Raw genomic sequence first — 23,852 nt, forward strand, 5'->3', positions numbered from 1 at the left:
GACACGAATTAGCTCAGTAGCATCAGTAAACCACCGCCAATCATAAACAGGTTTTCCGACAGTGAAATAAAGCCCAAAGGCACATTGCTGTCGCCGCCCACGCAGGCACATTTGAGTTCTCGCTTGTCTACATACACCGCTTTAAATACTGATACGGCACCAACGGTGCCGATAAACAGCGATACCGGAGCAACCCACAGGGCTGGCAAACCCGTTATCATGCCGATACCCGCATAGGCCTCCAGAAATGGATACCAATAACCGTAGCGCAGCCAGCGCATGGCAAGCAGGTCATAGGTAATAAAAGACTGCGTAAAGCTGTATAAATCCTGCAGTTTCTGCACTGCCAGAAAACACATGCTGACGGCAATAAACAGCAATAATGAAGATAAACTCAGCAGGCTGCTGGATGAGGCAAACTGCCAACCGACGGTCATTAATGCTGCTACCGAAAAGATGGCGATAACCGGAGTGTAGGTAGTCCCTGTCTGGCCCGCCTCGCCTTTACCGAAATACTCGCGGAGGTCGTCGTAACCGCCAATCCGCTGGCCATCAATAAAGGTTTGAGGGGTAGTTTTAACATCGTATTGCTGTTTAAACGCATCGGTTTCTTCGCGGGAAGATAACTGATGATCTTCCACCTCAAACCCTTCCCGCTCCAGTAAATCTTTAGAGCGCAGGCCAAAAGGGCAAATATGTTGTGATGTCACCATGCGATAAAGCTCGGCTGTTTTATTCATGAAGTCCTCCGCAATGAAAATTATTCACACCCTACGCGCCCGACCTGCAATAACTACAGCACAACACGTTAAAATAGAGGGTGTTTAACACTTTACGGAAGAGCATTGCAGGAACCATTCCTGCAATGGTAAATCATTATTGTTAACTGCTTAGTGGCTTACTACCGCGGGGGCCTCAGGTAAAATCGAATTCAAAGTCGTAGTAGTGCTTACCATCGACTATTTGAATTTGCATATTTCCGTATAAACCTTCCAGGCCGTCGGTGGCTGTATCTGGTACCACTACGATGGTTAGCTTTTGCTCGCCCCGGCTCATAATGCCCAGATGTTGCAAAGAGAAGCTGCCTTTTTTACCTTGCAGTTCGCCTTCAAAGGTTTCGATGGCTACGTAACCTGCTGAACCTGGCACGGTGCTGCGCTTACTGAGCATCTGTCCACTGGAAGTACCGGCAAGCTCGCCGGTAAAGGATTTTGTGAATAGCATTCTGCCCATGTCCAGCTCGTCCTGCTGTGGGGTTAACTCAACGGCAAATTCTCCTAATACACGTTGCATTCCCTCATACTCCTTTCCGTGGACTTATCCCGGCACCATGAAATGCTCACAGATAATATGTTAACGTCATGAATTTGTACTACTTTATGGTACTGTGGTGAGTAAAAAATAGTCAACAAATTTCTATCATATTGACTTAATACGTAAAAAAGCAGTAATCCGGGTCAGTGCCAGGTGCGTAAATTGTCATAGCGCTGATTGTAAAGACCGTTATAATACGCGCCATGAGCATGTCAGCTGCAAATCATTTTTACCAGCACGCAAAATATTTAAGGTGTTAGCGATGGATGGAACTTCTCAGGAGTGGTCTGTTGAAGAGGCAGAACGCGTATACGGCGTTTCCCGTTGGGGCGGTGGCTATTTTCACATTGGTGAAAACGGCAATATCAAGGTCACACCCAACCCTTCAGATCCATCAATTCAAATCGATTTCAAAGCGGTCATTGAAGAGATCCATCAGGAAGGCGTGCAACTGCCAGTTGTAGTACGTTTTCATGATATTTTGCGTTCTCAGGTTGCTAATCTGAATACTATCTTCCGCAATACCATTGCAGAGGCTGAATACAGCGGCGAATATCAGGGCGTGTATCCGGTGAAAGTTAACCAGATGCGTGAAGTGGTGGAAGAGATCGTTGATGTGGGTGAACACTACAACTATGGTCTTGAGGCCGGTTCTAAGGCTGAGCTCATTACCGTGTTGGCACTTAACACCAATGAAGACTCATTGACCATTCTTAATGGCTATAAAGATGAAGAGTTTATGCGTTTGGCATTGCTCGGTCGCAAACTCGGTCGGCGCATGGTTGTGGTTGTTGAGAAATACTCAGAACTACTGCTTCTGGTTAAAATCTCCAAAGAACTGGGCATTGAACCGTTAATTGGTGTACGCGCCAAAATGACAGTAAAAGGCCGTGGTAAATGGGAGAGCTCCGGTGGCGAACGAGCCAAATTTGGCTTGAGCTTTGCCGAAATCATTAATACCGCCCGTTATCTCAAAGAGCAGGGCATGGCGCATTGCCTTAAGTTATTGCATTTTCATATTGGTAGTCAGCTTACCGATATCCGCTCGGTAAAAGAGGCGATTTCTGAAGGTGGTCGCATTTATGCTGAAATGCATAAGATGGGTTTCCCGCTCGATTATGTTGATGTGGGTGGTGGCCTGGGTATCGACTACGACGGTACTGCTTCAACCAGTGAATCCTCGCGCAATTACTCCATGCAGGAGTACGTGGCCGACGTGGTTTATGGTATGAAAGAGGTGTGCGATCTGGAAGGTGTTCCGCATCCTCATCTGGTTAGCGAAAGTGGCCGCGCGATTACCGCCCACCACAGCTGCGTAATTACTCAGATCGTGGGTGAAATTCGCTCTAATAGCGCAGGAGTAGATACCGGCGAGGCTGAAGGTGAGCATTATTTCGTTAAGAACATGCGGGAAATGGCCAGCACCTTCGACCAGCAAACCAATATGCAGGAAGTGTATAACGACGCCTCCCAATATAAAGAGCAAGCGTTGGATGCCTTCAAGTTACGGGTACTTTCGTTAGAAGAATTGGCAAAAATCGAAACGCTGTACTGGGAAATCATGGAACGGTTGCAGGAGTATTATGCTCACGCTGACTATGTACCTGAAGAGCTCCAGGAGCTTGATTACAGCTTGTCATCACAGTACCTGTGTAATTTCTCGGTGTTTCAGTCTGCGGCTGATACCTGGGCTATCGACCAGTTATTGCCGGTTGTGCCGATCACACGCATGAATGAACGTCCGGAGGTAAACTGTTCGCTGGTAGACATTACCTGCGATAGCGACGGTAAAATCGATCAGTTCACTGTCGGCCGTGAAATCACCGATGTGTTGCCAATGCACAAGCTGAAGCCTGATGAGCCCTACTATATTGGTCTGTTCCTGACCGGCGCGTATCAGGACGTAATGGGTGATATGCACAATTTGTTTGGCCGTCTGAACGAAGTGCACATTTTCAGTTACGATGACGATCCGGAAGATTTTTACATCGAAGAAGTGGTGAAAGGAACCTCAGTGGAAGACGTACTGAGCATCATGCAGTATAACCCGAAAGCTATGGCTTACGATGTGAAGCGTTTAATCGACAAGCAGGTTTCTGCGGGCAATATCAAACCCCGTGAAGGAGTACGCTGGACAGACTTTTATGAAGCCTGTCTGAGCGGTTATACCTATTTAAAAACCGGCAAATAACACCAGTCCCGCCCGCCATTCTGTGGGCGGGAAACTACTCAGGCAAGCGACGCTTTGCCTGCTCAAAGTAAGCTTCCCAGAAGTCCGCTGTGGTGGTGTTTATGAGGTTAGACTCAGCGTTCATCAGCATCACATAGCCGGCTTTGTATTTCGGCGAAAACGACACATCAGCACGATAGCCTTTTACCCAGCCGCCATGATAGTTGAGTACTTCGCCGGCATAATCGTAGATTCGCCAGCCAAGACCATAATGGGCATCGCTAAGATCGTCACGCCAGCCGCGGCGGTAGACCTCACGGGTGGTACGTACCCGCGGAGTGGTAACTGCCGCCACAACATCTTCCGGCACAACAGTGGGAAACTCCAGTAACATAGCTTGCAGCCAGCGGGTCATATCATTGATGCTGGCATTTACACCGGCCGCCGGTGTAAACCGGTAGTAATTACTTTCCACCTGACCTTCGCGCCAGCGATTTCGCGCAATCGCAATATGCGGGCGAGCCCATTGCTCTGAGGCCAGCAAACCACCTTTGCCGGCACTGGCAGTATCCATCCCGAGCGGAGTGAGCAGTTGCTCCTGCAACTGGCGCTGATAAGAGGTATTGCGACTGACAAAGTATTCCTGGATCACGCCAAACAGCGCGTTCTGATAAGTGTAACACTCGCCGGGCTGACACAAGGGTTCGAGTCCGGCGAGTTGATTGAGGACCCGCTTTAATGGGTAATTCGCTTCAATAAGATTGTCGTAAGCGTTAGGCATAAAGCCACTGGACTGGCCAACAATATGGCCCAGTGTCATGCCTGGGTTCAATGTGCCTGCGGCGCCCAGCGTAGGGCTCATTTCGGTCACGGGGGTCGTCCAGTCGAGTTGATTCTGACGCACCAGCTTGGCCATCAGTACAGCGGTAAAGGTCTTCGATACCGATGCCAGGCGGAACACCGTATTCTCGTCAACAGGCTTCCCGCCACTGTGAGTTCTGCCGTAAACCTTGATAACCGGTGATTTGCCCTGCTGATAAAATACCATGGCGTAACCGGGCACATTGTATTTGCGTGCGTCGCGCTTTACCTGGGCAGCATAGTCTTCAAACCACTGGTCGGCGGCGATCGTGGTGTTACTAACAATGCATCCAGGCATTACACACAGCGCGATAAAACAGTACCGACGCAGCAAGTCCAAATAAGGCAAACAAAAAACTCCGGAATATGGGATTGAATAATATTGTGGCAAATGATCGACGCTATTATGCGGGGTGACCGCACAGTGATCAACTCATTGAAAGTAAGTGCTGATTAATCCATCGCTGACTGTCAGTTCCGATTTCTTCGCAACCTGTTCAGCAAAGCAGGCTACAATGGCCATATGTAAATCAACCGCGAGACTGCGATGCTCGACGCCGCTCTGCAACAACAGTACTCTGAGGCCCGAAAATCCAGGGATCGCCGGTTTGACGGGCGGTTTTTTGTGGCAGTAAAAACTACCGGCATTTTTTGTCGGCCTGTCTGTCCTGCCCGTCTGCCGGATGAAAAGAACGTGGATTACTATCATTATGCGCAGCAGGCTATTGAGCAGGGCTATCGGCCTTGTTTGCGGTGTCGGCCAGACAGCGCGCCGGGCTCATTTGCCTGGCGCGGCGTGAGCACCACCACCCAGCGTGCCATGCGGTTGCTGAGTGAGTCACTCGATGAAACGGTGCAGGCCATCGCCGAACGTTTGGGGATCAGCGAGCGTTACCTTGGGCAGTTAATCAGCCGGGAAGTGGGCATGTCACCCAAACGGTTTCAGCTCTACAGTCGGCTATTGCTGGCAAAACGCCTGCTGCAGCAAACGTCTCTGTCTGTTGAGGATGTGGCGTTAGCCAGCGGGTTTCAATCGAGCCGCAGCCTGCAAAGCCACTTAAAAAAAGATTTTGCCTTAACCGCAGGTGATATTCGCAAAGCTGGCGGGCGGCAGGCCATGGCATCGGAACTAGTGCTTTTTATGCCGGTTCGTTTACCCTACAACTGGCCCCAGATCCGGGACTTTCTGCAATTAAGAGCACTGACGGATATCGAGAGTGTGGATGCGCGAAGTTATAGCCGTGCCTTTAGTGTTGATAATGAGCCGGGTTTTGTTTGCGCTACCTTCGATGAACAACAAGGCGGCTTTCACATAAAAGCGCAGCTCACCCGACCACAGCACTTGCAGCCGTTGCTGAGCACTTTGCGCCGGGTACTGGATATGGACACTGATCCGCATAGTGTCGGGCAGGCATTAAGCAATGCTGGCGTACCGCCTGAGCTGCAGGCCAACGGCGTGCGTTTACCCGGCGTGTGGAGTGTATTTGAAGCCGGCTGTCGGGCGATTATAGGTCAGCAAATCAGTATCAAAGCGGCAATCACGCAGTTGCAGCGTTTGAGCAACGAGCTGGGTGAAAAGCAGCCATATGGCCATACTTTTCCAACCCCGCAGCAAGTGGCATCGTCGTCGCTGGATATGCTTAAAATGCCTGGAGCCAGAAAGCAGGCTATCCGCGATTTTGCCGCGCTGGTGGCAGCAAATCCGGGTAAGGAACTCAGCGACAGTGACATTCTGGCAATTAAAGGCATTGGCCCCTGGACCCTACAATATATTAAACTGCGAGGCGGCAGTGAGCCGGATATCTATCTGGAAAAAGATCTTATTGTTGCTCGTCAGGCACAGCGCTTTGCCATTAAGGCATCGCTGGGGGCACCATGGCGCAGCTACCTTACCATCCAGCTATGGTTACTGGCCAATCAGCACACCGGAGAATCTTAATGGCACTCAGTTACTGGCAAAGCCCTTGCGGACTTATGGCAATCAGCGCGGATAAACAGGGCATCACCAGCATTCGGTTTGTGTCAGAACCGGCCGCTGAGGCAACCCCCTCAGATCTTACTCAGGCCTGTTGCGAGCAGCTTGAGGCTTACTTCGACGGTCACCTGACCACTTTTAGCGTGCCGCTAAACCCTTCGGGTACAGCCTTTCAGCAGCAGGTCTGGCGCCAACTGCAGGCAATACCCTATGGTCAAACGGTAAGCTACGGCGCTATTGCCAATGGCATCGGTAAGCCCACGGCTTCGCGCGCGGTGGGCATGGCTAACGGCAAAAACCCGTTAACCATAATTGTGCCGTGCCATCGGGTGATTGGCAGCAATGGCAAATTAACCGGTTATGCGGGCGGGTTAACCAGAAAGCAGTTTTTATTGGCATTAGAAGGAGCAATTTAGGTGACACCGCGAGAACTGGGCGCATTATTACTCCTTGGCGCTATTTGGGGAGCCTCGTTTATTTTTATGCGCGTGGCAGCGCCTGAATTTGGCATAGTGCCGCTGGTGGTCCTTAGAACGTCACTGGCAACCCTGGTGTTTCTACCCTTTTTATTTCTCACCGGCGGTGGCCGGCAGATGGTTAAACTGTGGAAGCCAATGTGTCTGCTAGGGGCAATAAATACCGCGGTGCCTTTTGCGTTATTCAACTTTGCCAGCCTGCAATTACAAAGCGGGGTACTGGCTATTCTAAATGCTACCGCGCCGATGTTTGCTGCCATGTTTGCCTTTATCTGGTTGCGGGAACGCCTCAGTAAGCTCGCTATCGTCGGCCTGATGTGCGGGTTTGTTGGCGTAGTGGTGATTAGCCTTGATAAAACTCTGGGCAGTCAGCTCAGTATTGTGCCGGTACTGGCTGTGTTAGGTGCTGCCGGTTGTTACGGTTGGGGCGCTTGTATGATGAAAAAATCGCTGGCGGGGGTAAAACCAGTGGCGGTGGCTGCGGGCAGTCAGTTCTGGGCGTCGCTGTTAATTACTCCATTTGCATTAATGCAGCTGCCCCAGGCCTGGCCTTCGTCGCTGGCGTGGATGAACGCTCTGGCGCTGGCTCTGGTGGGGACTGGTTTGGCTTATTTGCTGTATTTCTATCTGATAGCTGCTGCCGGCCCGGCCAAAGCGGTGATGGTGGGTTATCTGGTGCCGTTATTTGGCATTGCGTGGGGCGTTATTTTTCTTAATGAGATGTTAAGTGTGTGGGACTTCTGTGGCGGACTACTGATATTGCTGGGGATAAGTTTTACTACAGGTTTTGCCCAGCGCATTGCGCACTGGGCAAAACAGCGGTTAGTCGTCAATTAACTGCACACGCACCAAATTCCGGCCGTCCCGGCGAGCCTGATATAAAGCATCCTCAGCGTGGGCGGTAAGCTCATTGAGGTTACGCTTAGAGGCAGTAAACGACACACCAAAGCTGGCGGTTAAGTGCATTTCCGGATAGTCGCTTGGCGGCGGCAGAATAGCAATGCCGTGGCGCAGAGTCTGCGCCAGCTCCTGCGCTTCACGAGGCCCCATTTCGGGGAGCAGAATAATAAACTCCTCGCTGCTCCAACGCCCCAGTACGTCCTGTTCCCGCAGGTGACTGGAAATAAAACCAGAGACCTTGTCGAGCACGTCATCACCGGCATTGCGGCCAAACTGGTCGTTGATATCCATAAAGTGATCGATGTCGACCATAATGATACTCAGTGACGCGTTTTGTTCCGTAAGCGACTGGTAGGTTTCTTCCAGCTGATTGCGATCCGGCAGGCGGTGAGTATTACGAATAATTAACTCCGGCTGCATATCGCGGCGGAAGTAATACAGCAAATTATAGATAAGCAGGAACAGCGCAAAAATAATCACCAGTATGGTAACCACACTGAAAATAAAGCCCTGAGAAATCTCTGCTTGTCTGGCGTCCAGCGGACTCAACAGGTAAACCGTCCAGCCAAACTGAGGCAGGCTCACTTCAGCAATGAGGTGGTCTTTACCATCAATGGTGATCAGTTGATTGTTAAGGGCGTTTTTGGCGCGGATAGGCTCCGGCAAGCTGGCGTACCAGGGTAATTCAGATAAGTTGGTAAACTCAGAATAGGTGGCGACCAGTGTTTGATCCGATGACAGCATAATGTCACCAGCACCATCCACGAACAAAAAGTCGTAGCCATACTGGCGTTTGTAGGTTTCGAAAACCGAAACGAAGCTTTTTAAACTTTTTCCTACGCCAAAAAAGCCTAAAAACTTACCGGCATCGTCATAAATCTTTATATCGATATAAAAATGTGGGTTTTCCCATTTACCAATATCGGCTACTGCATCGGCTTCTCTGTCACGATATTTAAAATACCACGACACCTCGCCTTCAATCAGCGCGAGCTTGCTACCATCAGAATTGTATTGCATGCGGGCCAGATCGCTGGCAATAAAGAAGGTTAACCCAAACTCCTTTTCCAGCCGGTCCAGGGCAGAAAATACCTCGGGTTCGTTGATATTTTCATGCTCCATTAATTCTACCAGCTCCCGGGATTTCCCAAGGGCTTCAGAAACATGCAGCGGTTTTAATATTTGCGACACAATAAGCGAGACCGCTGGCGACAACGACTGTTGTTGAGCCCGGCTTTGCTCGGCGACGATTTTTGAGATGCTGAAGTGTACCAGAGTGACAATGGCAATCACTACTACTGCAAACAGCAGTAATATACTTCGATGTAATGTCCTGAACGCATTCACTTGCTTTCTGCTTCTCCCTGTAAACGGTGTTATGGCCCGGAGCTGAGTATAATACAGTCAGAACGCTTTGCATGCTACTGTCGCCAAACACTGACGTATAACCTAATACACCTAAATAATCCGATGCCTGAAAATGAGCGCTGACTTGTTGTGCCGGCTTGGTTACACTATTGGCCAAATATCAGTTAAAAGGATGAGTTATGGCGTTTTCTGTAGTGGTTCTGGCAGCCGGTAAGGGCACCAGAATGAAGTCGGCGTTACCCAAAGTGTTGCACCCGGTTGGCGGTGTGGCGATGGTTCAACGGATTATCAATACCGCAGAATCCTTAACGGCCACGGCCGTGCATCTGGTTTATGGCCATGGTGCCGACCAGCTACAGGCCAATGTTAGCGGACAACAAATTAACTGGTGCCTGCAAGCCGAGCAATTAGGCACCGGCCATGCCGTAATGCAAACGGTTGAACATATCAGCGACGAAGAAGACGTGATGATCCTGGTAGGGGACGCGCCGCTGATTAAAGCCGATACCCTGCAGCGACTCATCGATGTAAAAGCCAGTTGCGAGTTAGCGCTTCTCACCGTAAACCTCGACGACCCCACTGGCATGGGGCGCATTATTCGTAACGACGATAACATTGTGGCCATTGTAGAACATAAAGATGCTACCGAGGCGCAGCGTGCTATTACCGAAATTAATACCGGCATGATGATGATGCCCGGTAAAGACTTAAAGCGCTGGCTCAGCGAGCTGAATAACGACAACGCCCAGGGCGAGTATTATCTTACCGACGTTATTGCCATGGCCGCCAACGAAGGCAAAGTGATCAAAGCTGCCCAGCCAGACTCGCCGCTGGAGGTTGAAGGTGTTAATAACCGCATTCAGCTGGCCCGCCTGGAGCGAACCCTGCAGCTATGGCAGGCAGAAGAACTGATGACCAACGGTGCCACTCTGGCTGACCCGCTGCGTGTGGATGTGCGTGGTGAGTTAACTACCGGACAGGATGTGTTTATTGACATCAATACGGTATTTAAAGGCAAAGTAACGCTGGGTAATAACGTGGTGATCGGCCCCAACTGCGTGCTGATTGATTGCGAAGTGGCAGATAATGCCGTAATCGAAGCAAACAGTATTGTGGAACAAGCCAGCGTTGGTGAATCCTGTACCGTAGGTCCTTACGGACGGTTACGCCCGGGCGCAGTAATGGAACGCGGTGCCAAAGTGGGCAACTTCGTCGAAATGAAAAAAGCCCGTTTAGGCGAAGGCGCCAAAGCCAATCACCTTACCTACCTGGGTGACGCCGACATCGGCGCCGGCAGTAATATTGGCGCAGGTACCATTACCTGTAACTATGACGGTGTAAATAAGTCTAAGACCCTAATTGGAGAAAATGCGTTTATTGGCTCTAATTCTGCGCTGGTTGCTCCGGTAGAGATAGGCGCAGGGGCAACGGTGGCAGCAGGCTCTATTATTACCGCTAAAGTGCCGGACGACGCACTGGCCGTGGCACGCAGCAAGCAGCGCAACATTGCTGGCTGGCAGCGTCCTAAGAAAAAATAATGGCTATTTCAGTATTGGTTATGGGTTTTGGCTACGCCGCCAAAACCTTTCACGTACCGTTTTTACAGGCGATGGATGCGTATAGCATTGCTGGCGTGGTGTCATCGGATCCGGCCAAGGTGCAGGGAACGTTGCCCGGCGTTAGCGTGTATAACAGCTTTGAGCAGGCAAGCACTGACAATCACTTTGATTTAGTGGTGATTACGACCCCCAATCATCTGCACGCCGAACAGGCAGAAGCGGCACTGCGCGCCGGGTGCCATGTGCTGGTGGAGAAACCCTTTACCCTCAGCAGTGAACGGGCAGAGCAACTGGTAGCGCTTGCTGCTCAGCTTAATAAACAGCTTTGCGTATTTCATAATCGCCGCTTCGACGGTGACTTCCTTACCCTTAAACAGCTAATCGCCGAGCGAACAGTGGGCGATATTAAGCGTCTCGAAAGCCGTTTCGACCGCTTCAGGCCCACGCCGCGTAAGCGCTGGCGGGAAAATGCCGGCCCGGGCAGTGGAATATTCTGGGATCTCGGCCCCCACCTTATCGACCAGGCCGTGCAGTTATTCGGGATACCGCAGCAAGTGTCGGCCGATATCCGTATTTTACGCAACGGCGGCGAATCCGACGACGCCTTTGAGGTAACACTGCACTATGCTGCTATCACCGTGAAACTGGGCAGTTCGCCATTCGAAGCAGGCCCTACACTACGATATACTCTGCAGGGAACCCTAGGCAGTTACCATAAGTACCACCTCGATCCGCAGGAAGACCAGCTTAAAGCCGGCATGTCGTTTGACGCCCCCGACTGGTCTGTAGCACCTGCGCCGCAGCACGGTACGCTTTACCTTGAAGATGAAAGTAAAACGGTGGCAACGCTCAACGGTGGTTACACTACCTTTTACCGTCAGCTTGCAACGGCATTAATTACCAGTAACCCCGAGGCGTTACCTGCCAGCGGGCAAAGTGTGGTTAATGTGATTAGGCTGATTGAACTGGCCAGGCTTGCCAGCGAACAGCAACAAACACTAAGCGTGGAATGCAGTTAACCGATCCGGATATAAACGCACTGGGCGATAGTAACGCGCGAATTCGTGTGTATATTGGCAATCGCCCCAATACGCTGATTGAGCACGTCCAGCCCGGCGTATTCCCGCTGATGGCTCAGGATATATACAATATCGGTCAGGTTTGCGGGAACGGTTGGCGAAAAGTGTTTAATGTTTATGCCAAGCTGATCTTTGCCCTGCCACCCACGCTGGGATTCAGAGACACCACATCCCGCTGGCAGGACTTTCGTGATAGCCGATTGTTACAAGCCGGCTCTGATACCGCGTTGTGGTTCACCGAACCCGAAGCGTTTTCGCCCGATGTGCTGCACATTATAACCGGCAAGACCTATGCAAACTCCCTTTCTGTGGCCTCCTCCCTGTACTGGGAAACGCCTGAATTTGCGTTAAATAAGCAACGCAACATGGTAGTGTGCCCGTACTTTGATTATCGCCAGCTTTCAAATGCAAAGATAATGTTTCTTATCAACTTGCTTGAGCGGTTACATTTACCTATGTATAAAAATTAATGCGTAACATTTGAAAGTTTAGTGTTATATTTAGTTTCAAATGAAATTTATAACTTTCAAATGAAACAAAAAAGAAACCTTCACGCGCGTCATGAAAGTATTGTTAACTGGGTTGTTCAGCACGGACAAACCCCGGTGGAAACCCTTGCCCGTGAGTTTTCGACATCTGAAGTCACCATTCGTAAAGATCTGACCCTGCTCGCCGAGCAAGGCCGTCTGGTCCGCCAGCACGGCGGCGCGGCGCCTATAACCAAGCCACAATCCTCGGCCAATAGCCAGTCATCGCTGAAACAGGCGATTGGGCAACTCGCAGCCTCACTGGTAAATGATAGCCACAAAATCGTTATCGACAGCGGCAGTACCACCGCCACGATGGTGGAGCACCTTAAACAGCCTTCGCAACTGGTGGTGATGACCAACTCGCTGGATGTCGCCAACCAGTTGGTCACTTTTGATAATGAACCTACCGTGCTGATGACAGGCGGTACCTGGGATAAACAGTCACAGTCGTTTCAAGGCAATATGGCGGGTAAAATGCTACAGTCCTATAGTTTTGATCTGGCCTTTGTGGGCGCAGCCGGACTCGATGTGGAGCGCGGCACCACCACCTATAATGAACTGACCCTGCTGAGCCAGGAAATGGCCCGGGTGGCCGGCAAGGTAGTGGTGTTGGCAGAATCAACCAAACTCAGGCATAAAATGCCGAATATTGAATTGGCCTGGCAACAGGTAGCAGTGCTGGTAACCGATGACGGTTTACCATTCAGTGCAGAACAACAATTAAATCAACAAGGTGTGAAGGTAATAAAAGCCTCACTCAATGGAGAATAGCTATGTGTGGGATCGTCGGTGCGGTTGCAGAGCGTAATGTAGTTGAGATATTGCTTGAGGGCCTGAAGCGTCTGGAATACCGGGGGTATGACTCCGCCGGGGTAGCATTGTTGCAACCCAATGGCATTCTGAGTCGCGTACGTCGAACCGGTAAGGTACAGGAGCTGGTGGATGCGCTAAGCGATCAGGAAGCGCTCGGTTCCACCGGTATTGCCCATACGCGCTGGGCAACTCATGGTGGTGTAACCGAAGCCAATGCTCACCCGCACTTCTCTGACGAACGCATTGCCGTGGTGCATAACGGTATTATCGAGAATTATCAGTCTCTGCGTGCACAACTCACCAGCAAAGGTTACACCTTTACCAGCGACACAGACACCGAAACCATTGCCCACACAGTGAATGAAGAATTAAAGAATACTGATTATTTACTGGCTGCCGTGCAGGCGTCAGTGAAGCAATTTCACGGCGCTTATGGCACCGTAATTATGGATCGCGCCGATCCGTCTAAGGTGGTGGTTGCCCGCTCGGGCAGTCCGCTGGTGATTGGTCTTGGTCTGGGCGAAAACTTTATTGCCTCGGATCAAATGGCGCTGCTACCTGTTACCCGTCGTTTTATGTTTCTTGAAGAAGGCGATGTGGCCGAGATTACCCGTCGCAGCGTATCGGTGTTCGATAAAGACGGTAAGCCGGTTAAACGCGAGATCATCGAATCGAATATCGAACACGATGCCGGCGATAAAGGCGGCTATCGCCATTACATGCTCAAAGAGATCCACGAACAGCCAGTGGTTGTGCGTAACACCTTAAAAGAACGTGTAAGCGACGAAGGATTGCTGCCGGATATCTTTGGCAAGGGGGCCGATGAATTGCTGGCTAAGATTAAGCACGTGCAAATTGTGGCCTGTGGTACCAGCTACCATGCAGGCATGACCGCGCGTTACTGGCTGGAGCATTTTGCCAATGTATCCTGTAACGTGGAAATCGCCTCCGAATTCCGCTATCGCAAATCGGTAGTGCATGAAAACAGCCTGCTGGTGACGATTTCCCAGTCGGGCGAGACCGCTGATACCCTCGCCGCACTGCGCTTAGCCAAAGAGCTGGGCTATACCGCCAGCCTGACCATTTGTAATGTGCCGGGTTCCTCGTTGGTTCGTGAGTCCGACATGGCGTTTATGACCCGCGCCGGCGCAGAAATTGGCGTGGCTTCCACCAAAGCCTTCACCACCCAGCTTACGGCGTTTTTAATTCTGACCCTAGCGTTAGGTGAGCATAACGGTATGGCCGCAACCGATAAACAAGCCATTGTGCAAGGGCTGCACAGCCTGCCCGCCAAGCTGGAAGAAACTCTGGCCATTACCCAGGGCATTGAAGACTTAGCCGAAGAGTTTGCTGATAAAAATCACTCACTGTTCCTTGGCCGTGGCGACCAGTACCCCATTGCCATGGAGGGGGCGTTAAAGCTCAAAGAGATTTCATATATTCACGCTGAAGCCTATGCATCAGGTGAACTTAAGCACGGCCCACTGGCACTGATAGATGAAGAAATGCCGGTAATTGTGGTTGCGCCTAACAACGAGTTACTGGAAAAGCTCAAATCCAACGTTGAGGAAGTGCGTGCCCGGGGCGGTATCATGTACGTGTTTGCCGATAAAGACGCGTCATTCGCCAGCGACGAAACTATGCGGGTCATCAATGTCCCACACTGCGACGGCCCGATCGCACCGATTATCTACACCATCCCGCTGCAGTTACTTTCTTACTATGTGGCACTGATAAAAGGGACAGACGTAGATCAACCAAGGAACCTGGCTAAATCGGTTACTGTTGAGTAACCGATAGACTTGCTTTATGTTGTGCACGTTAAATAATGATCGCAACAGTATTTAATGTGCGCAACTAATTTGAAAGTACGCAACTTATAAGTTCGCTACTGATACAAAGTACGAAACAAAAACGGTCACGGGATGTGGCCGTTTTTTGTTCACAATGTATACTTACTATAAACTTGACAAAACTTGACTTCACTATATACTGCTCGCCATGCAAAAGAGACTTAATATCAAAAGCGCACAAGATGCAATGGAACAAGCTGGGTTGAATCAAACCGCAGTCGCTGAGTCTTTGGGCGTAACAAAAGAAGCAGTTTCACAATGGCTAAATGCCAAATCTTTCCCAAGACCTAATAAACTGTTGAAGCTTGCAAAGCTCTTACAATTAAGTTTTGGAGAGCTTGTAATAAACGATGAGCCGAACGCTCCATTGATTGCTTTTCGCAAAAAAGCAGGCACTAAGACTAAAGATCATCATATAGAAAAAGCGCAAGAAATAGGTCGCTTTTTACGTCACCTAGTACCTTACCTACCTTTTCAAACACTGGAAATGCCACCAGTGCTAAAATCACCAAACCGTGATTATGAATATTTACGTCAAGTAACGTCTAAAGTTCGTGCTGACATTAATTTAGGTGAAATTGAAACTGTCGATTTCGTCCATTTAATTCGACGATTTACTGAGCTCCAAGCAGTAGTGGTTCCAGCTTTGTGGGGTACAAAGCAGCGACATGAGAATGCTATACATATCCACTTACCTGACTCTCAAACAACTTGGGTTTATCTAAATTTAGACACAAACATCCATGATTTTAAGTTTTGGATGGCACATGAACTTGGCCACTGTTTGTCTCCTTCTCTGTCTGGTGATGATGCAGAAGATTTTGCGGATGATTTTGCTGGCGCTTTGTTATTTCCATCTGCTCTTGCTGAAAAAGCATATACAGAGTTAAACCAGCAAAGAACTAGCGCTGCAAAAATACAGAAAGTAATTGAGTTGGCTGACGATCAAACCATATCGCCTTATACCGTTTTAGGGCAAACCAATAAATACGCGGCTTATAAAGGTTTACCAGAAATTGAGTTAAGTAAGGCGTTCTTTGGTGCGGTCACTAATTTTAACAAGCGCTTTCATAACTTAAGTGATGCGTTATTAGGTGATATTCAGAAGCTCGATGCACGAAATTTTATAAATAAAACAGAGAACGCGTTTGAGACGCCTTTCTTCGAGTTACTTAGAAAATACCTAAAAGAGCAAAACAAGGGCCCTGGATATGTACAAGTGGTTATGGACATGCCATTGCTCGATGCTCGGAGCATACACTCTGAGTTAACTTAATGCCTCAATCAAAGATACTTGTAGATACCAACTCTTACCTAAGATTAGCACAAACAATACGACCACTATTGTTTGTGCCTTTCGGCGACAATGAATATTGCTTATATATCCTGCCTGAATTGAATGATGAGCTAGCTAATAGACGATTAAACTCTAAATTCCCTTGGGTTGACGAAGCTGAATATTCAGAAAATCGCAAAAGCTTTCCAACTGTCGGCCGTAAGCAAAAAAGAGCTATTCTCACTAACTTTGATTTTATTTGGGATTTTGTTCAAACCGGGCTACCAGGTCCATCGAGAGTAGATGCTTTATATATAGCTTATGCTTTAGAGCTAGGCGTTCCAGTTGTCACCGACGACCAAGATATGACAGAGCTTGCAAAAGAATTTGAAGTGCCAGTTATGCCTACATTAGAGTTACTAAAAATCATGCATGACAGTAACCATGCTGATTTAAAAAAGATTAAAGGTATTGTTGAATACTGGCGAGCTATTGGTGACTGTCCCGCTAATTTGCACCGTGATTTAAAAAAGTTCTTCCCCGACCTCTAATTGCCCATTCAACTCCTCACTTATTGATCTACATACGTAAAAGAGTAAACTGAACTCAATTGTACTTTTTCGACACTGGTGAGATTTCTCGTCATGAGTGACCCTATCCTGACTATTAAAGACGTCGCTGAATATCTAAAAGTTAATGAGCGCACCATTTACCGGCTAGCTGCAAGCGGCGAGCTACCTGGTTTTAAAGTAGGTAACTCTTGGCGGTTTAAGCGAAGTGAGTTGGAGCAATATATTGCCGAACAACACAATCGAGCCAATGAACAAGACCCAAATAAATCAAAAAATAATTAGGAATCAGAATCCATGGCACAACTGGAAAACATTGAAGCAATAGAAAAGCGCCTGTGGAAATCGGCTGATACCCTGCGCGCCAACTCTGAGTTGGCCAGTAACGAGTACTTTTTACCTGTAATGGGGCTGATCTTTTTACGTCATGCATACAGCCGTTATTTATCAGTTAAAGACGACATTGTCGCAACCTTGCCGAGTCGTGGTGGCAAAACCCGCGCTCTAACGAAAGAAGACTTTTCTAAAAAAAGCGCTATTTATTTAAAACCAGAAGCACAGTTTGATTTCCTGATCGCTTTGAGGGATGCCGATAATCGTGCTGAAGCGATTATCCATGCCATGGAGTCTATCGAAGCTGATTACTCCAATCTGCGCAATCAGCTTCCCAAACAGGAATACAACAATATTCCAAATGATGTTTTGGGCATGCTTTTGCGTACATTAAACCCTGAAGAATTAAAAAAGGCGACAGGTGATATTTTTGGTCGTATTTATGAATACTTCCTTACCCAGTTTGCTGACCAAGGGGCTCACGATGGAGGTGAGTTCTTCACTCCTGTGTCATTGGTTCAATTATTGGTAAATGTACTAGAGCCAGACCACGGTAAGATATTCGATCCTGCCTGTGGTTCCGGTGGCATGTTTGTTCAAAGTGCTCATTTTATGGAGCGTCATGCGCAGGATCCTCATGAACTGACCTTCTTTGGGCATGAAAAAAACCGTGTGACAACACGCCTGGCCAAAATGAATCTGGCGGTACACGGGTTAGAGGGAAACGTAGAAGGTGGCGAATCAGCAATTACTTACTACAACGACCCACATGAAGGATTATTTGGTACCGTCGATTATGTCATGGCAAATCCGCCATTTAACGTCGACGAAGTTGATGCCGACAAGATCAAAGGTGATAAACGTCGATTACCTTTTGGCTTGCCTGGTGTAAATAAAAACAAAAAAGTCAGCAACGGTAACTATCTTTGGATCCAGTATTTCTATAGCTATTTAAACGCTACAGGCAAAGCAGGGTTTGTAATGTCTTCTCAGGCATCCAGTGCTGGGCGAGATGAAGCTAAGGTACGCGAACAACTGGTGAAAACCGGCCATGTAGATATCATGGTTGATATTCGTGGTAACTTTTTCTATACCCGAACTGTGCCTTGTCAGCTTTGGTTCCTAAATAAAAATAAGCCCGAGTATTTAAACGACAAAGTGCTCATGTTGGATGCGCGTAATGTGTACCGTAAAGTCACTCGAAAAATTTATGACTTCAGCCCTGAGCAGCAGCAAAACTTAACCGCGATAATCTGGCTTTATCGTGGTGAAGGCCAAAGATTTATCGAACTGGTTCAACAATACATTAAAAGTTCGCTACTTGAAGCTGGTCAATGCGAGAGTGTGGAAGAGCCAAAATGTAAACCACTTCCAGATTTCACTGAACAATTAGGTAAGCTAAACGATGCCTTTAACCCGTTTATGGAAAAGCTGCAACAAGACAAGGTAGACACCGAATCTTATCAAGACTTCCTCAAAGCAAAAGACTCTGTAGAGCATGGCTGGGCAGCCTTCCAAACTTTAACGAAGGAATTACAGACCTCATGGGGCAGCAATAAATTCAACGATGCTGCAAGCTTATTGAGTTTTACGGACAAGGATACCTGCTTAAAAGAGCTGGCGGATCAAAGCCGTAACTTAATTAAAGAGGCCGACTTAGCGTATAAATTGGCAACTCGCGTTATCGAACTCGCTGAAGCCAATGAAGCGAAAGAAAGCGAACTTTGGGATAACGCATTACTCAATGGCCGTAGCCGCACTAATCTAAAGAAAACCGTCGATGAAGCTCGCAAGCTGGCCGTGGAGCAACTCAAACAAGTACGTTATTTCTATAAGCAAGCGCACTGGTTATTAAGCCGATTCCCTGAGGGGAAACTTTGCGATGTTGAGGGCTTGGTTAAGCTGGTAGATAAAAAAGATATTGAAGCCGCTGATTGGAGTTTAACGCCAGGCCGTTATGTCGGTGTGGCACCAGAAGAAGTGGATGAAGAGTTCGACTTTGAAGAAGCTCTACGTGATATCCATATTGAACTGCAAGGTTTAAATTCCGAAGCCGCAGAGCTAGCCGAAAAAATTGCCCGTAACTTTGAGGAGTTGGGGGTATGACTCAGGTATTCGATTTGCTTGAAGAACTAATCGAAGAAGATAGAAGCATCACTTATGGTGTTGTTAAACCGGGTGATGACCCTGAAGAAGGTGTCCTTTTTCTCAGAGGTGGCGATATAGCAGAGGGAAAAATTCTAACTCAAAACCTTAGAAGAATTACGAACGAAGTTTCGACTCAGTATAAAAGAACCTTATTGAAAGGTGGCGAGCTTGTAGTTTCTTTAGTAGGAAATCCGGGTGAGGTTGCTGTTGTACCAGAGGACATGGCTGGGACTAATATTGCGCGGCAAGTTGGTCTTGTTCCCTTGAAGCCGGATGTAAATGCAAAATTTATTATGTATTTTCTTCGGTCACCTCTTGGCAAAGCAGAGCTCTTTACAAGGACAAAGGGAGCTGTTCAACAAGTGATAAATCTCGCTGACCTTAAGACTGTAAGGATTCCTAGAATAGATGAGGAATCAAAGGAAAAAATCGCTTCATTTGTTGGTGCCTACGACGACCTAATCGAAAACAACCGCCGCCGTATTCAGCTTCTGGAAGAATCCGCTCGCCTGCTGTATCAGGAATGGTTTGTTCATCTGCGCTTCCCCGGCCACGAGCAAGTTAAGATTATTGATGGTGTACCGGAGGGGTGGGAACCGACTCTCGTCCCCGATGTGATTGACGTTAATCCGAGAACTCCTGTCGAAAAAGGGAAAGAGATTTGGTATGTACCCATGTCATCACTATCTGAAACAGCGATGACAGCTAATACAGCTGATTTTGAGCGGCGAACCAAACACACCAATGTTAAATTCAAAAAGAATGACGTTTTGTTAGCTCGGATTACTCCATGTTTGGAGAACGGTAAAACAGGCTATGCCTATTTTCTTGCGGAAAATGAAGTGGCTTGTGGGTCTACAGAGTTCATCGTATTGAGAGGAGATCGAGTTCCATCGGAATTTGTCTACTGTTTAGCTCGATCGTATCCGTTTAGAGAGAACGCAATTAAAAGCATGACTGGATCGTCTGGTCGGCAGAGAGTTCAGAATTCTTGTTTCGACAAATATTCTGTTCCCTTGCCGCCAAATAGCATTTTGGAAGAATTTGTACATGTTGTTCAGAACAACTTCGAGCAGATCCGAAATTTAATGACACAGAATGCCAAGCTCGCCCAAGCCCGTGACCTGCTTCTACCAAAACTCATGAGCGGCGAATTAACTATTTAAATCAAGGAATGATAATGAACCGAGCGCAAGCCCAACAATTACTACAAACAGCGTTAGCAAATCCTACGGCCCAATTTCGTGATGGACAATGGGAAGCCATTGATGCACTCGTTAACCATCGTCAAAAACTTTTAGTAGTCCAGCGAACTGGCTGGGGGAAAAGCTCGGTTTATTTTATCAGCACTAAAATATTTCGTGATCGAGGTATGGGGCCAACGATTATTGTCTCGCCCTTACTGGCTTTGATGCGCAACCAGATAGAGTCCGCGCAGCGATTAGGTATTGTCGCTGAAACCATGAACTCTACCAATCAAAACGACTGGCAGGCAGTAACCCAGCGTATTCTTAATAATCAGATTGATTGTTTATTAATATCACCAGAGCGATTAGCGAACGACAACTTTATTGAAACAGTGTTGCAACCGATTGCTGACCGTATCGCCTTGATGGTGATTGATGAAGCCCACTGTATATCGGATTGGGGGCACGATTTCCGCCCAGATTATAGGCGCATTGTTAATATTTTACGCCAACTACCGGCCAATACCCCTGTGTTAGGTACTACAGCTACAGCAAATGATAGAGTCGTTGAAGATATACAAACGCAGCTTGGTGATATTCAAATTCACCGAGGTCCGTTAATACGAGAAAGTTTAGCATTGCAAGCAATGACACTCCCAGATCAAGCATCTCGTTTAGCATGGATTGCACAAGTGATTCCTACCTTACCTGGCACTGGTATTGTTTATACCCTAACGGTTCGAGATGCAGAGCAAGTTGCTAATTGGCTATGTGAGAATGGTATAGATGCAAAAGCCTACCATGGCAGTGTGGAAGCGGAAGGGTTTGAAAATAGTAATTTGTACCGACAACACCTTGAGGAGTTACTCTTACATAACGAATTGAAAGTGCTTGTTGCAACGACGGCTTTGGGTATGGGTTATGACAAACCAGATTTAAGCTTTGTTATTCATTATCAAGCGCCTGGCTCTATTGTTGCTTATTATCAACAAGTTGGGCGTGCAGGTCGTGGTATTGAACAGGCGGTAGGCGTGCTTATGTCGGGAGTTGAAGACCAAGATATTCATGCATTCTTTAGAGATTCAGCCTTCCCTTCAGGCCAACAGGTTGACGAAATATTAAACGTACTTGAACAGAGTGATGGACTTTCGCTTCGTAATATTGAAGAGCAAACTAATTTGCGCCATGGCCAGATTGAAAAAGTGCTCAAGTTGCTTAGTGTCGAAAACCCTGCGCCAGTAATTAAAGAAGGTAGCCGCTGGTTAAGAACACCTATTCGCTACCAAATGGATCATGCCAGAATTGCTCATTTAACAGGACAAAGAGTTCAAGAGTGGCAAGAAGTGCAATCGTATATTCAAGATGCTGGTTGTAAGATGACATTTTTACGCCGTGCATTAGATGATCATGACCCTACTCCTTGCGGTAAGTGTGCTTCTTGTCTTGAACAAGCTGTTGTAGATGTTGCGGTTGAACCAGCTCTAGTGCATCGAGCAGGCACATTTTTAAAACATGCTGAAATGGTTATTAAGCCAAACATTCAGGTCGCGGCAAATGCGTTTGAAGAATATGGGTTCAGAGGAAATCTTCCACAGCAAATTAGAGCACAAGAAGGGCGTGTTCTATCACGATGGGGAGATGCTGGATGGGGCCGAACGGTTGCAGATAACAAGCATGAAGGTCGATTCTGCGATGATTTAGTTGCGGCAATGGCTGAAATGATTCAACAACGCTGGCAACCTAACCCTGCACCTCAATGGGTATGCTGCGTACCTTCTCGGAACCATCCTGAATTAGTACCAGACTTTGCTCGGCGATTAGCTGCAAGATTAGGCTTACCTTTTGTAGATGCGATTAGCAAAGTTAAAGACAACCAACAACAAAAAGGGCAGCAAAACCGATTCCACCAGTGCCGTAACTTAGATGGTGCGTTCCAAGTGACACAACGTTATCAAGGTCAACCAGTATTGTTAGTGGATGACATCGTTGACTCAGGTTGGACGTTAACAGTGATAGCTGCATTATTACAACAAGCTGGCAGTGGTTTGGTATATCCGATTGCTTTAGCTTCATCATCGGTAAAAGATTCATGATTATTTCCACAAAGTTGTCATCAACAGCGCAAGCAACACTGTTATTGACTAGCTACTTCTCGAAAGCTAGCAGTGAAAAAACTAAACCGCTAACAAATGCTGAGTGGGGTCGATTTGCCTTATGGCTTAAAGAGAAGTCCATTACCCCGGCTGATCTGTTGGTGCAAGATCCTGCGCCGTTGTTACAAGGTTGGTTTGACTCTCGAATTAGTGCGGAGCGCATAATTGAGCTGTTAAATCGTGGCCACAGCTTGGCTCTTGCAATGGAAAAATGGCAGCGTGCAGGTTTATGGGTGGTTACACGCTCTGATCCGGAATATCCAAGACGGCTTAAACAACGCTTGAAGACCGATTCTCCCCCAGTCCTATTTGGGTGCGGTAATAAAGATTTATTAAATGCGGGTGGCTTGGCCGTTATCGGTTCGCGCAATGCGAGTGACAGTGACTTAGCATTCACCGATGAAATAGGTGCAAAAGCAGCCATTGAAAATATTGCTATTGTATCGGGTGGAGCTCGTGGTGTAGACGAAACCGCTATGTTAGGTGCAATTCGAACTGGTGGCGCTGTAATAGGTGTTATGGCTGATAGTCTTCTAAAAGCAGCTACAAGCAGCAAATGGCGAAGAGGTTTGATGGATGGTCATGCTGTTTTGGTATCACCCTTTTACCCTGAAGCAGGATTTAGTGCTGGCAATGCAATGGCAAGAAACAAATATATCTATTGCTTGGCTGATAGCTCCATGGTTATACACTCAGGCAAAAAAGGTGGCACACTTAACGGTGCGGAAGAGAACCTCAAAAAGGCATGGGTACCACTATGGGTAAAAACAACCAATGACAAAGATGCGGCAAATACTGATTTGGTTGTGAAAGGTGGACATTGGTTACCTGAATATACAAGTGACTTTACTATTTCAGATTTATTTAACACTACAAAAGTACATGTAGAGCAAGCTTCTATCGAACAGGCTGACCTTTTTTCTATGCCTGTACAAAATGAGTTGATTGAAGAGCCTGAAGTTAAGTTGGTAAAAGAGAAAATTCAATACTCTGTTAATGATATTTCAGATAATGAAATGCCAGGAAAGCAAGATGATCTCCCCAAAGAGTCGGTTGATGGTAGTGCAGCTGTAATAACTTTTCCTGTTGATTTTTATGAATTATTCATCTCGGAACTTCAGAGGTTAGCTCAAAAACCTGTTACGATGGAAGAGTTAATGGAACAAACTCAACTACATAAATCGCAATTGACCGATTGGTTGAAGCGTGCTGAAAACGAAGGAGTAGTGAAAAAGCTTAACCGTCCAGTACGCTTTAAAGTAGAGATCAGAAACTAGAGGGATTTATT

The 23,852-nt window shown here is 47.7% G+C and carries 20 protein-coding genes; 16 read left to right on the forward strand and 4 right to left on the reverse strand.

Translation table 11 applies throughout. From position 1 onward, the window contains the following. Positions 1 to 8 precede the first annotated feature (8 nt). The gene (locus AC566Q_RS00460; protein ID WP_499612652.1) at positions 9 to 740 is read right to left on the reverse strand and encodes a MauE/DoxX family redox-associated membrane protein; all 732 of its coding nucleotides are present in this window, start codon (positions 738 to 740) and stop codon (positions 9 to 11) included. A gap of 175 nt (positions 741 to 915) precedes the next feature. Then, positions 916 to 1,293, reverse strand: coding sequence for a DUF3224 domain-containing protein (locus tag AC566Q_RS00465; protein WP_105933142.1), 378 nt, complete (start codon positions 1,291 to 1,293; stop codon positions 916 to 918). A 283-nt stretch (positions 1,294 to 1,576) separates the two neighbouring features. On the opposite strand from AC566Q_RS00465, the gene speA reads away from it, so the two are divergent. After that, the gene (gene speA / locus AC566Q_RS00470) at positions 1,577 to 3,505 is read left to right on the forward strand and encodes a biosynthetic arginine decarboxylase (RefSeq protein WP_499612654.1); all 1,929 of its coding nucleotides are present in this window, start codon (positions 1,577 to 1,579) and stop codon (positions 3,503 to 3,505) included. Between the two features lie 34 nt (positions 3,506 to 3,539). Here speA and AC566Q_RS00475 read toward each other — a convergent pair whose 3' ends face one another. Beyond that, positions 3,540 to 4,643: a serine hydrolase domain-containing protein gene (locus AC566Q_RS00475; RefSeq protein WP_105933166.1), complete on the reverse strand. Its 1,104-nt coding sequence runs from the start codon at positions 4,641 to 4,643 to the stop codon at positions 3,540 to 3,542. A gap of 249 nt (positions 4,644 to 4,892) precedes the next feature. Between AC566Q_RS00475 and AC566Q_RS00480 the strand changes: the two genes are divergently transcribed. The 3 genes from AC566Q_RS00480 to AC566Q_RS00490 are packed head-to-tail and all read left to right on the forward strand — an operon-like array spanning position 4,893 to position 7,633. After that, the gene (locus AC566Q_RS00480; protein WP_499612656.1) at positions 4,893 to 6,284 is read left to right on the forward strand and encodes a DNA-3-methyladenine glycosylase 2 family protein; all 1,392 of its coding nucleotides are present in this window, start codon (positions 4,893 to 4,895) and stop codon (positions 6,282 to 6,284) included. Continuing rightward, positions 6,284 to 6,736 carry a methylated-DNA--[protein]-cysteine S-methyltransferase gene (locus AC566Q_RS00485; RefSeq protein ID WP_499612658.1) on the forward strand — a complete coding sequence of 151 codons (453 nt, stop codon included), beginning with the start codon at positions 6,284 to 6,286 and terminating at the stop codon, positions 6,734 to 6,736. The genes AC566Q_RS00480 and AC566Q_RS00485 overlap by 1 nt, the downstream gene beginning before the upstream one ends. After that, positions 6,737 to 7,633, forward strand: a complete 897-nt coding sequence (locus AC566Q_RS00490) for a DMT family transporter (protein WP_123324118.1) — start codon at positions 6,737 to 6,739, stop codon at positions 7,631 to 7,633. On the opposite strand, the gene AC566Q_RS00495 is transcribed toward AC566Q_RS00490, so the two are convergent. Further along, complete coding sequence (locus tag AC566Q_RS00495) at positions 7,619 to 9,043, reverse strand: sensor domain-containing diguanylate cyclase (protein ID WP_499612660.1); 1,425 nt, start codon at positions 9,041 to 9,043, stop codon at positions 7,619 to 7,621. The two genes, AC566Q_RS00490 and AC566Q_RS00495, sit on opposite strands and share 15 nt — an antisense overlap. 200 nt (positions 9,044 to 9,243) lie before the next feature. Here AC566Q_RS00495 and glmU point away from each other — a divergent pair, with 200 nt between their 5' ends. The 12 genes from glmU to AC566Q_RS00555 all read left to right on the forward strand — a co-directional run bounded on the left by glmU (position 9,244) and on the right by AC566Q_RS00555 (position 23,841). Next, the gene (gene glmU, locus AC566Q_RS00500) at positions 9,244 to 10,602 is read left to right on the forward strand and encodes a bifunctional UDP-N-acetylglucosamine diphosphorylase/glucosamine-1-phosphate N-acetyltransferase GlmU (RefSeq protein ID WP_499612662.1); all 1,359 of its coding nucleotides are present in this window, start codon (positions 9,244 to 9,246) and stop codon (positions 10,600 to 10,602) included. After that, the gene (locus AC566Q_RS00505; protein WP_487118974.1) at positions 10,602 to 11,642 is read left to right on the forward strand and encodes a Gfo/Idh/MocA family oxidoreductase; all 1,041 of its coding nucleotides are present in this window, start codon (positions 10,602 to 10,604) and stop codon (positions 11,640 to 11,642) included. The genes glmU and AC566Q_RS00505 overlap by 1 nt, the downstream gene beginning before the upstream one ends. Next, positions 11,633 to 12,172 carry a DUF6942 family protein gene (locus AC566Q_RS00510; protein ID WP_499612664.1) on the forward strand — a complete coding sequence of 180 codons (540 nt, stop codon included), beginning with the start codon at positions 11,633 to 11,635 and terminating at the stop codon, positions 12,170 to 12,172. The genes AC566Q_RS00505 and AC566Q_RS00510 overlap by 10 nt, the downstream gene beginning before the upstream one ends. A 60-nt stretch (positions 12,173 to 12,232) precedes the next feature. Beyond that, on the forward strand, positions 12,233 to 13,003 hold the full coding sequence (locus AC566Q_RS00515) for a DeoR/GlpR family DNA-binding transcription regulator (protein ID WP_499612666.1): 771 nt from the start codon (positions 12,233 to 12,235) through the stop codon (positions 13,001 to 13,003). A 2-nt stretch (positions 13,004 to 13,005) separates the two neighbouring features. Further along, on the forward strand, positions 13,006 to 14,838 hold the full coding sequence (gene glmS, locus AC566Q_RS00520; protein ID WP_499612667.1) for a glutamine--fructose-6-phosphate transaminase (isomerizing): 1,833 nt from the start codon (positions 13,006 to 13,008) through the stop codon (positions 14,836 to 14,838). 208 nt (positions 14,839 to 15,046) lie between these two features. Further along, positions 15,047 to 16,174, forward strand: a complete 1,128-nt coding sequence (locus AC566Q_RS00525) for a helix-turn-helix domain-containing protein (protein WP_123324125.1) — start codon at positions 15,047 to 15,049, stop codon at positions 16,172 to 16,174. Beyond that, positions 16,174 to 16,725 (forward strand): DNA-binding protein, encoded by a 552-nt coding sequence (locus tag AC566Q_RS00530; protein WP_499612668.1) that lies wholly within the window; start codon positions 16,174 to 16,176, stop codon positions 16,723 to 16,725. The genes AC566Q_RS00525 and AC566Q_RS00530 overlap by 1 nt, the downstream gene beginning before the upstream one ends. 93 nt (positions 16,726 to 16,818) lie before the next feature. Continuing rightward, complete coding sequence (locus AC566Q_RS00535; protein WP_499612670.1) at positions 16,819 to 17,028, forward strand: helix-turn-helix domain-containing protein; 210 nt, start codon at positions 16,819 to 16,821, stop codon at positions 17,026 to 17,028. A gap of 12 nt (positions 17,029 to 17,040) precedes the next feature. Further along, entirely contained in the window at positions 17,041 to 19,182 is a 2,142-nt protein-coding gene (locus tag AC566Q_RS00540) for a class I SAM-dependent DNA methyltransferase (protein ID WP_499612671.1), read from the forward strand. Further along, positions 19,179 to 20,390, forward strand: coding sequence for a restriction endonuclease subunit S (locus AC566Q_RS00545; protein ID WP_499612673.1), 1,212 nt, complete (start codon positions 19,179 to 19,181; stop codon positions 20,388 to 20,390). The genes AC566Q_RS00540 and AC566Q_RS00545 overlap by 4 nt, the downstream gene beginning before the upstream one ends. Positions 20,391 to 20,404: 14 nt before the next feature. After that, positions 20,405 to 22,504 (forward strand): RecQ family ATP-dependent DNA helicase, encoded by a 2,100-nt coding sequence (locus AC566Q_RS00550; protein WP_499612675.1) that lies wholly within the window; start codon positions 20,405 to 20,407, stop codon positions 22,502 to 22,504. Continuing rightward, positions 22,501 to 23,841, forward strand: coding sequence for a DNA-processing protein DprA (locus tag AC566Q_RS00555; RefSeq protein ID WP_499612677.1), 1,341 nt, complete (start codon positions 22,501 to 22,503; stop codon positions 23,839 to 23,841). Before AC566Q_RS00550 ends, AC566Q_RS00555 begins: the two co-directional genes overlap by 4 nt. The last annotated feature ends 11 nt before the right edge of the window (positions 23,842 to 23,852 follow it).

The sequence above is a fragment of the Alteromonas sp. H02 genome (assembly GCF_059682525.1).

What these genes read in the sequence shown, in the direction of transcription:
- AC566Q_RS00460 (WP_499612652.1), bottom strand. Translation starts at nt 740, where the DNA reads ATGAATAAAACAGCCGAGCTTTATCGCATGGTGACATCACAACATATT.
- AC566Q_RS00465 (WP_105933142.1), bottom strand. Translation starts at nt 1,293, where the DNA reads ATGCAACGTGTATTAGGAGAATTTGCCGTTGAGTTAACCCCACAGCAG.
- speA (WP_499612654.1), top strand. Translation starts at nt 1,577, where the DNA reads ATGGATGGAACTTCTCAGGAGTGGTCTGTTGAAGAGGCAGAACGCGTA.
- AC566Q_RS00475 (WP_105933166.1), bottom strand. Translation starts at nt 4,643, where the DNA reads ATGCCTGGATGCATTGTTAGTAACACCACGATCGCCGCCGACCAGTGG.
- AC566Q_RS00480 (WP_499612656.1), top strand. Translation starts at nt 4,893, where the DNA reads ATGCTCGACGCCGCTCTGCAACAACAGTACTCTGAGGCCCGAAAATCC.
- AC566Q_RS00485 (WP_499612658.1), top strand. Translation starts at nt 6,284, where the DNA reads ATGGCACTCAGTTACTGGCAAAGCCCTTGCGGACTTATGGCAATCAGC.
- glmU (WP_499612662.1), top strand. Translation starts at nt 9,244, where the DNA reads ATGGCGTTTTCTGTAGTGGTTCTGGCAGCCGGTAAGGGCACCAGAATG.
- AC566Q_RS00505 (WP_487118974.1), top strand. Translation starts at nt 10,602, where the DNA reads ATGGCTATTTCAGTATTGGTTATGGGTTTTGGCTACGCCGCCAAAACC.
- AC566Q_RS00510 (WP_499612664.1), top strand. Translation starts at nt 11,633, where the DNA reads ATGCAGTTAACCGATCCGGATATAAACGCACTGGGCGATAGTAACGCG.
- AC566Q_RS00515 (WP_499612666.1), top strand. Translation starts at nt 12,233, where the DNA reads ATGAAACAAAAAAGAAACCTTCACGCGCGTCATGAAAGTATTGTTAAC.
- glmS (WP_499612667.1), top strand. Translation starts at nt 13,006, where the DNA reads ATGTGTGGGATCGTCGGTGCGGTTGCAGAGCGTAATGTAGTTGAGATA.
- AC566Q_RS00525 (WP_123324125.1), top strand. Translation starts at nt 15,047, where the DNA reads ATGCAAAAGAGACTTAATATCAAAAGCGCACAAGATGCAATGGAACAA.
- AC566Q_RS00530 (WP_499612668.1), top strand. Translation starts at nt 16,174, where the DNA reads ATGCCTCAATCAAAGATACTTGTAGATACCAACTCTTACCTAAGATTA.
- AC566Q_RS00535 (WP_499612670.1), top strand. Translation starts at nt 16,819, where the DNA reads ATGAGTGACCCTATCCTGACTATTAAAGACGTCGCTGAATATCTAAAA.
- AC566Q_RS00540 (WP_499612671.1), top strand. Translation starts at nt 17,041, where the DNA reads ATGGCACAACTGGAAAACATTGAAGCAATAGAAAAGCGCCTGTGGAAA.
- AC566Q_RS00545 (WP_499612673.1), top strand. Translation starts at nt 19,179, where the DNA reads ATGACTCAGGTATTCGATTTGCTTGAAGAACTAATCGAAGAAGATAGA.
- AC566Q_RS00550 (WP_499612675.1), top strand. Translation starts at nt 20,405, where the DNA reads ATGAACCGAGCGCAAGCCCAACAATTACTACAAACAGCGTTAGCAAAT.
- AC566Q_RS00555 (WP_499612677.1), top strand. Translation starts at nt 22,501, where the DNA reads ATGATTATTTCCACAAAGTTGTCATCAACAGCGCAAGCAACACTGTTA.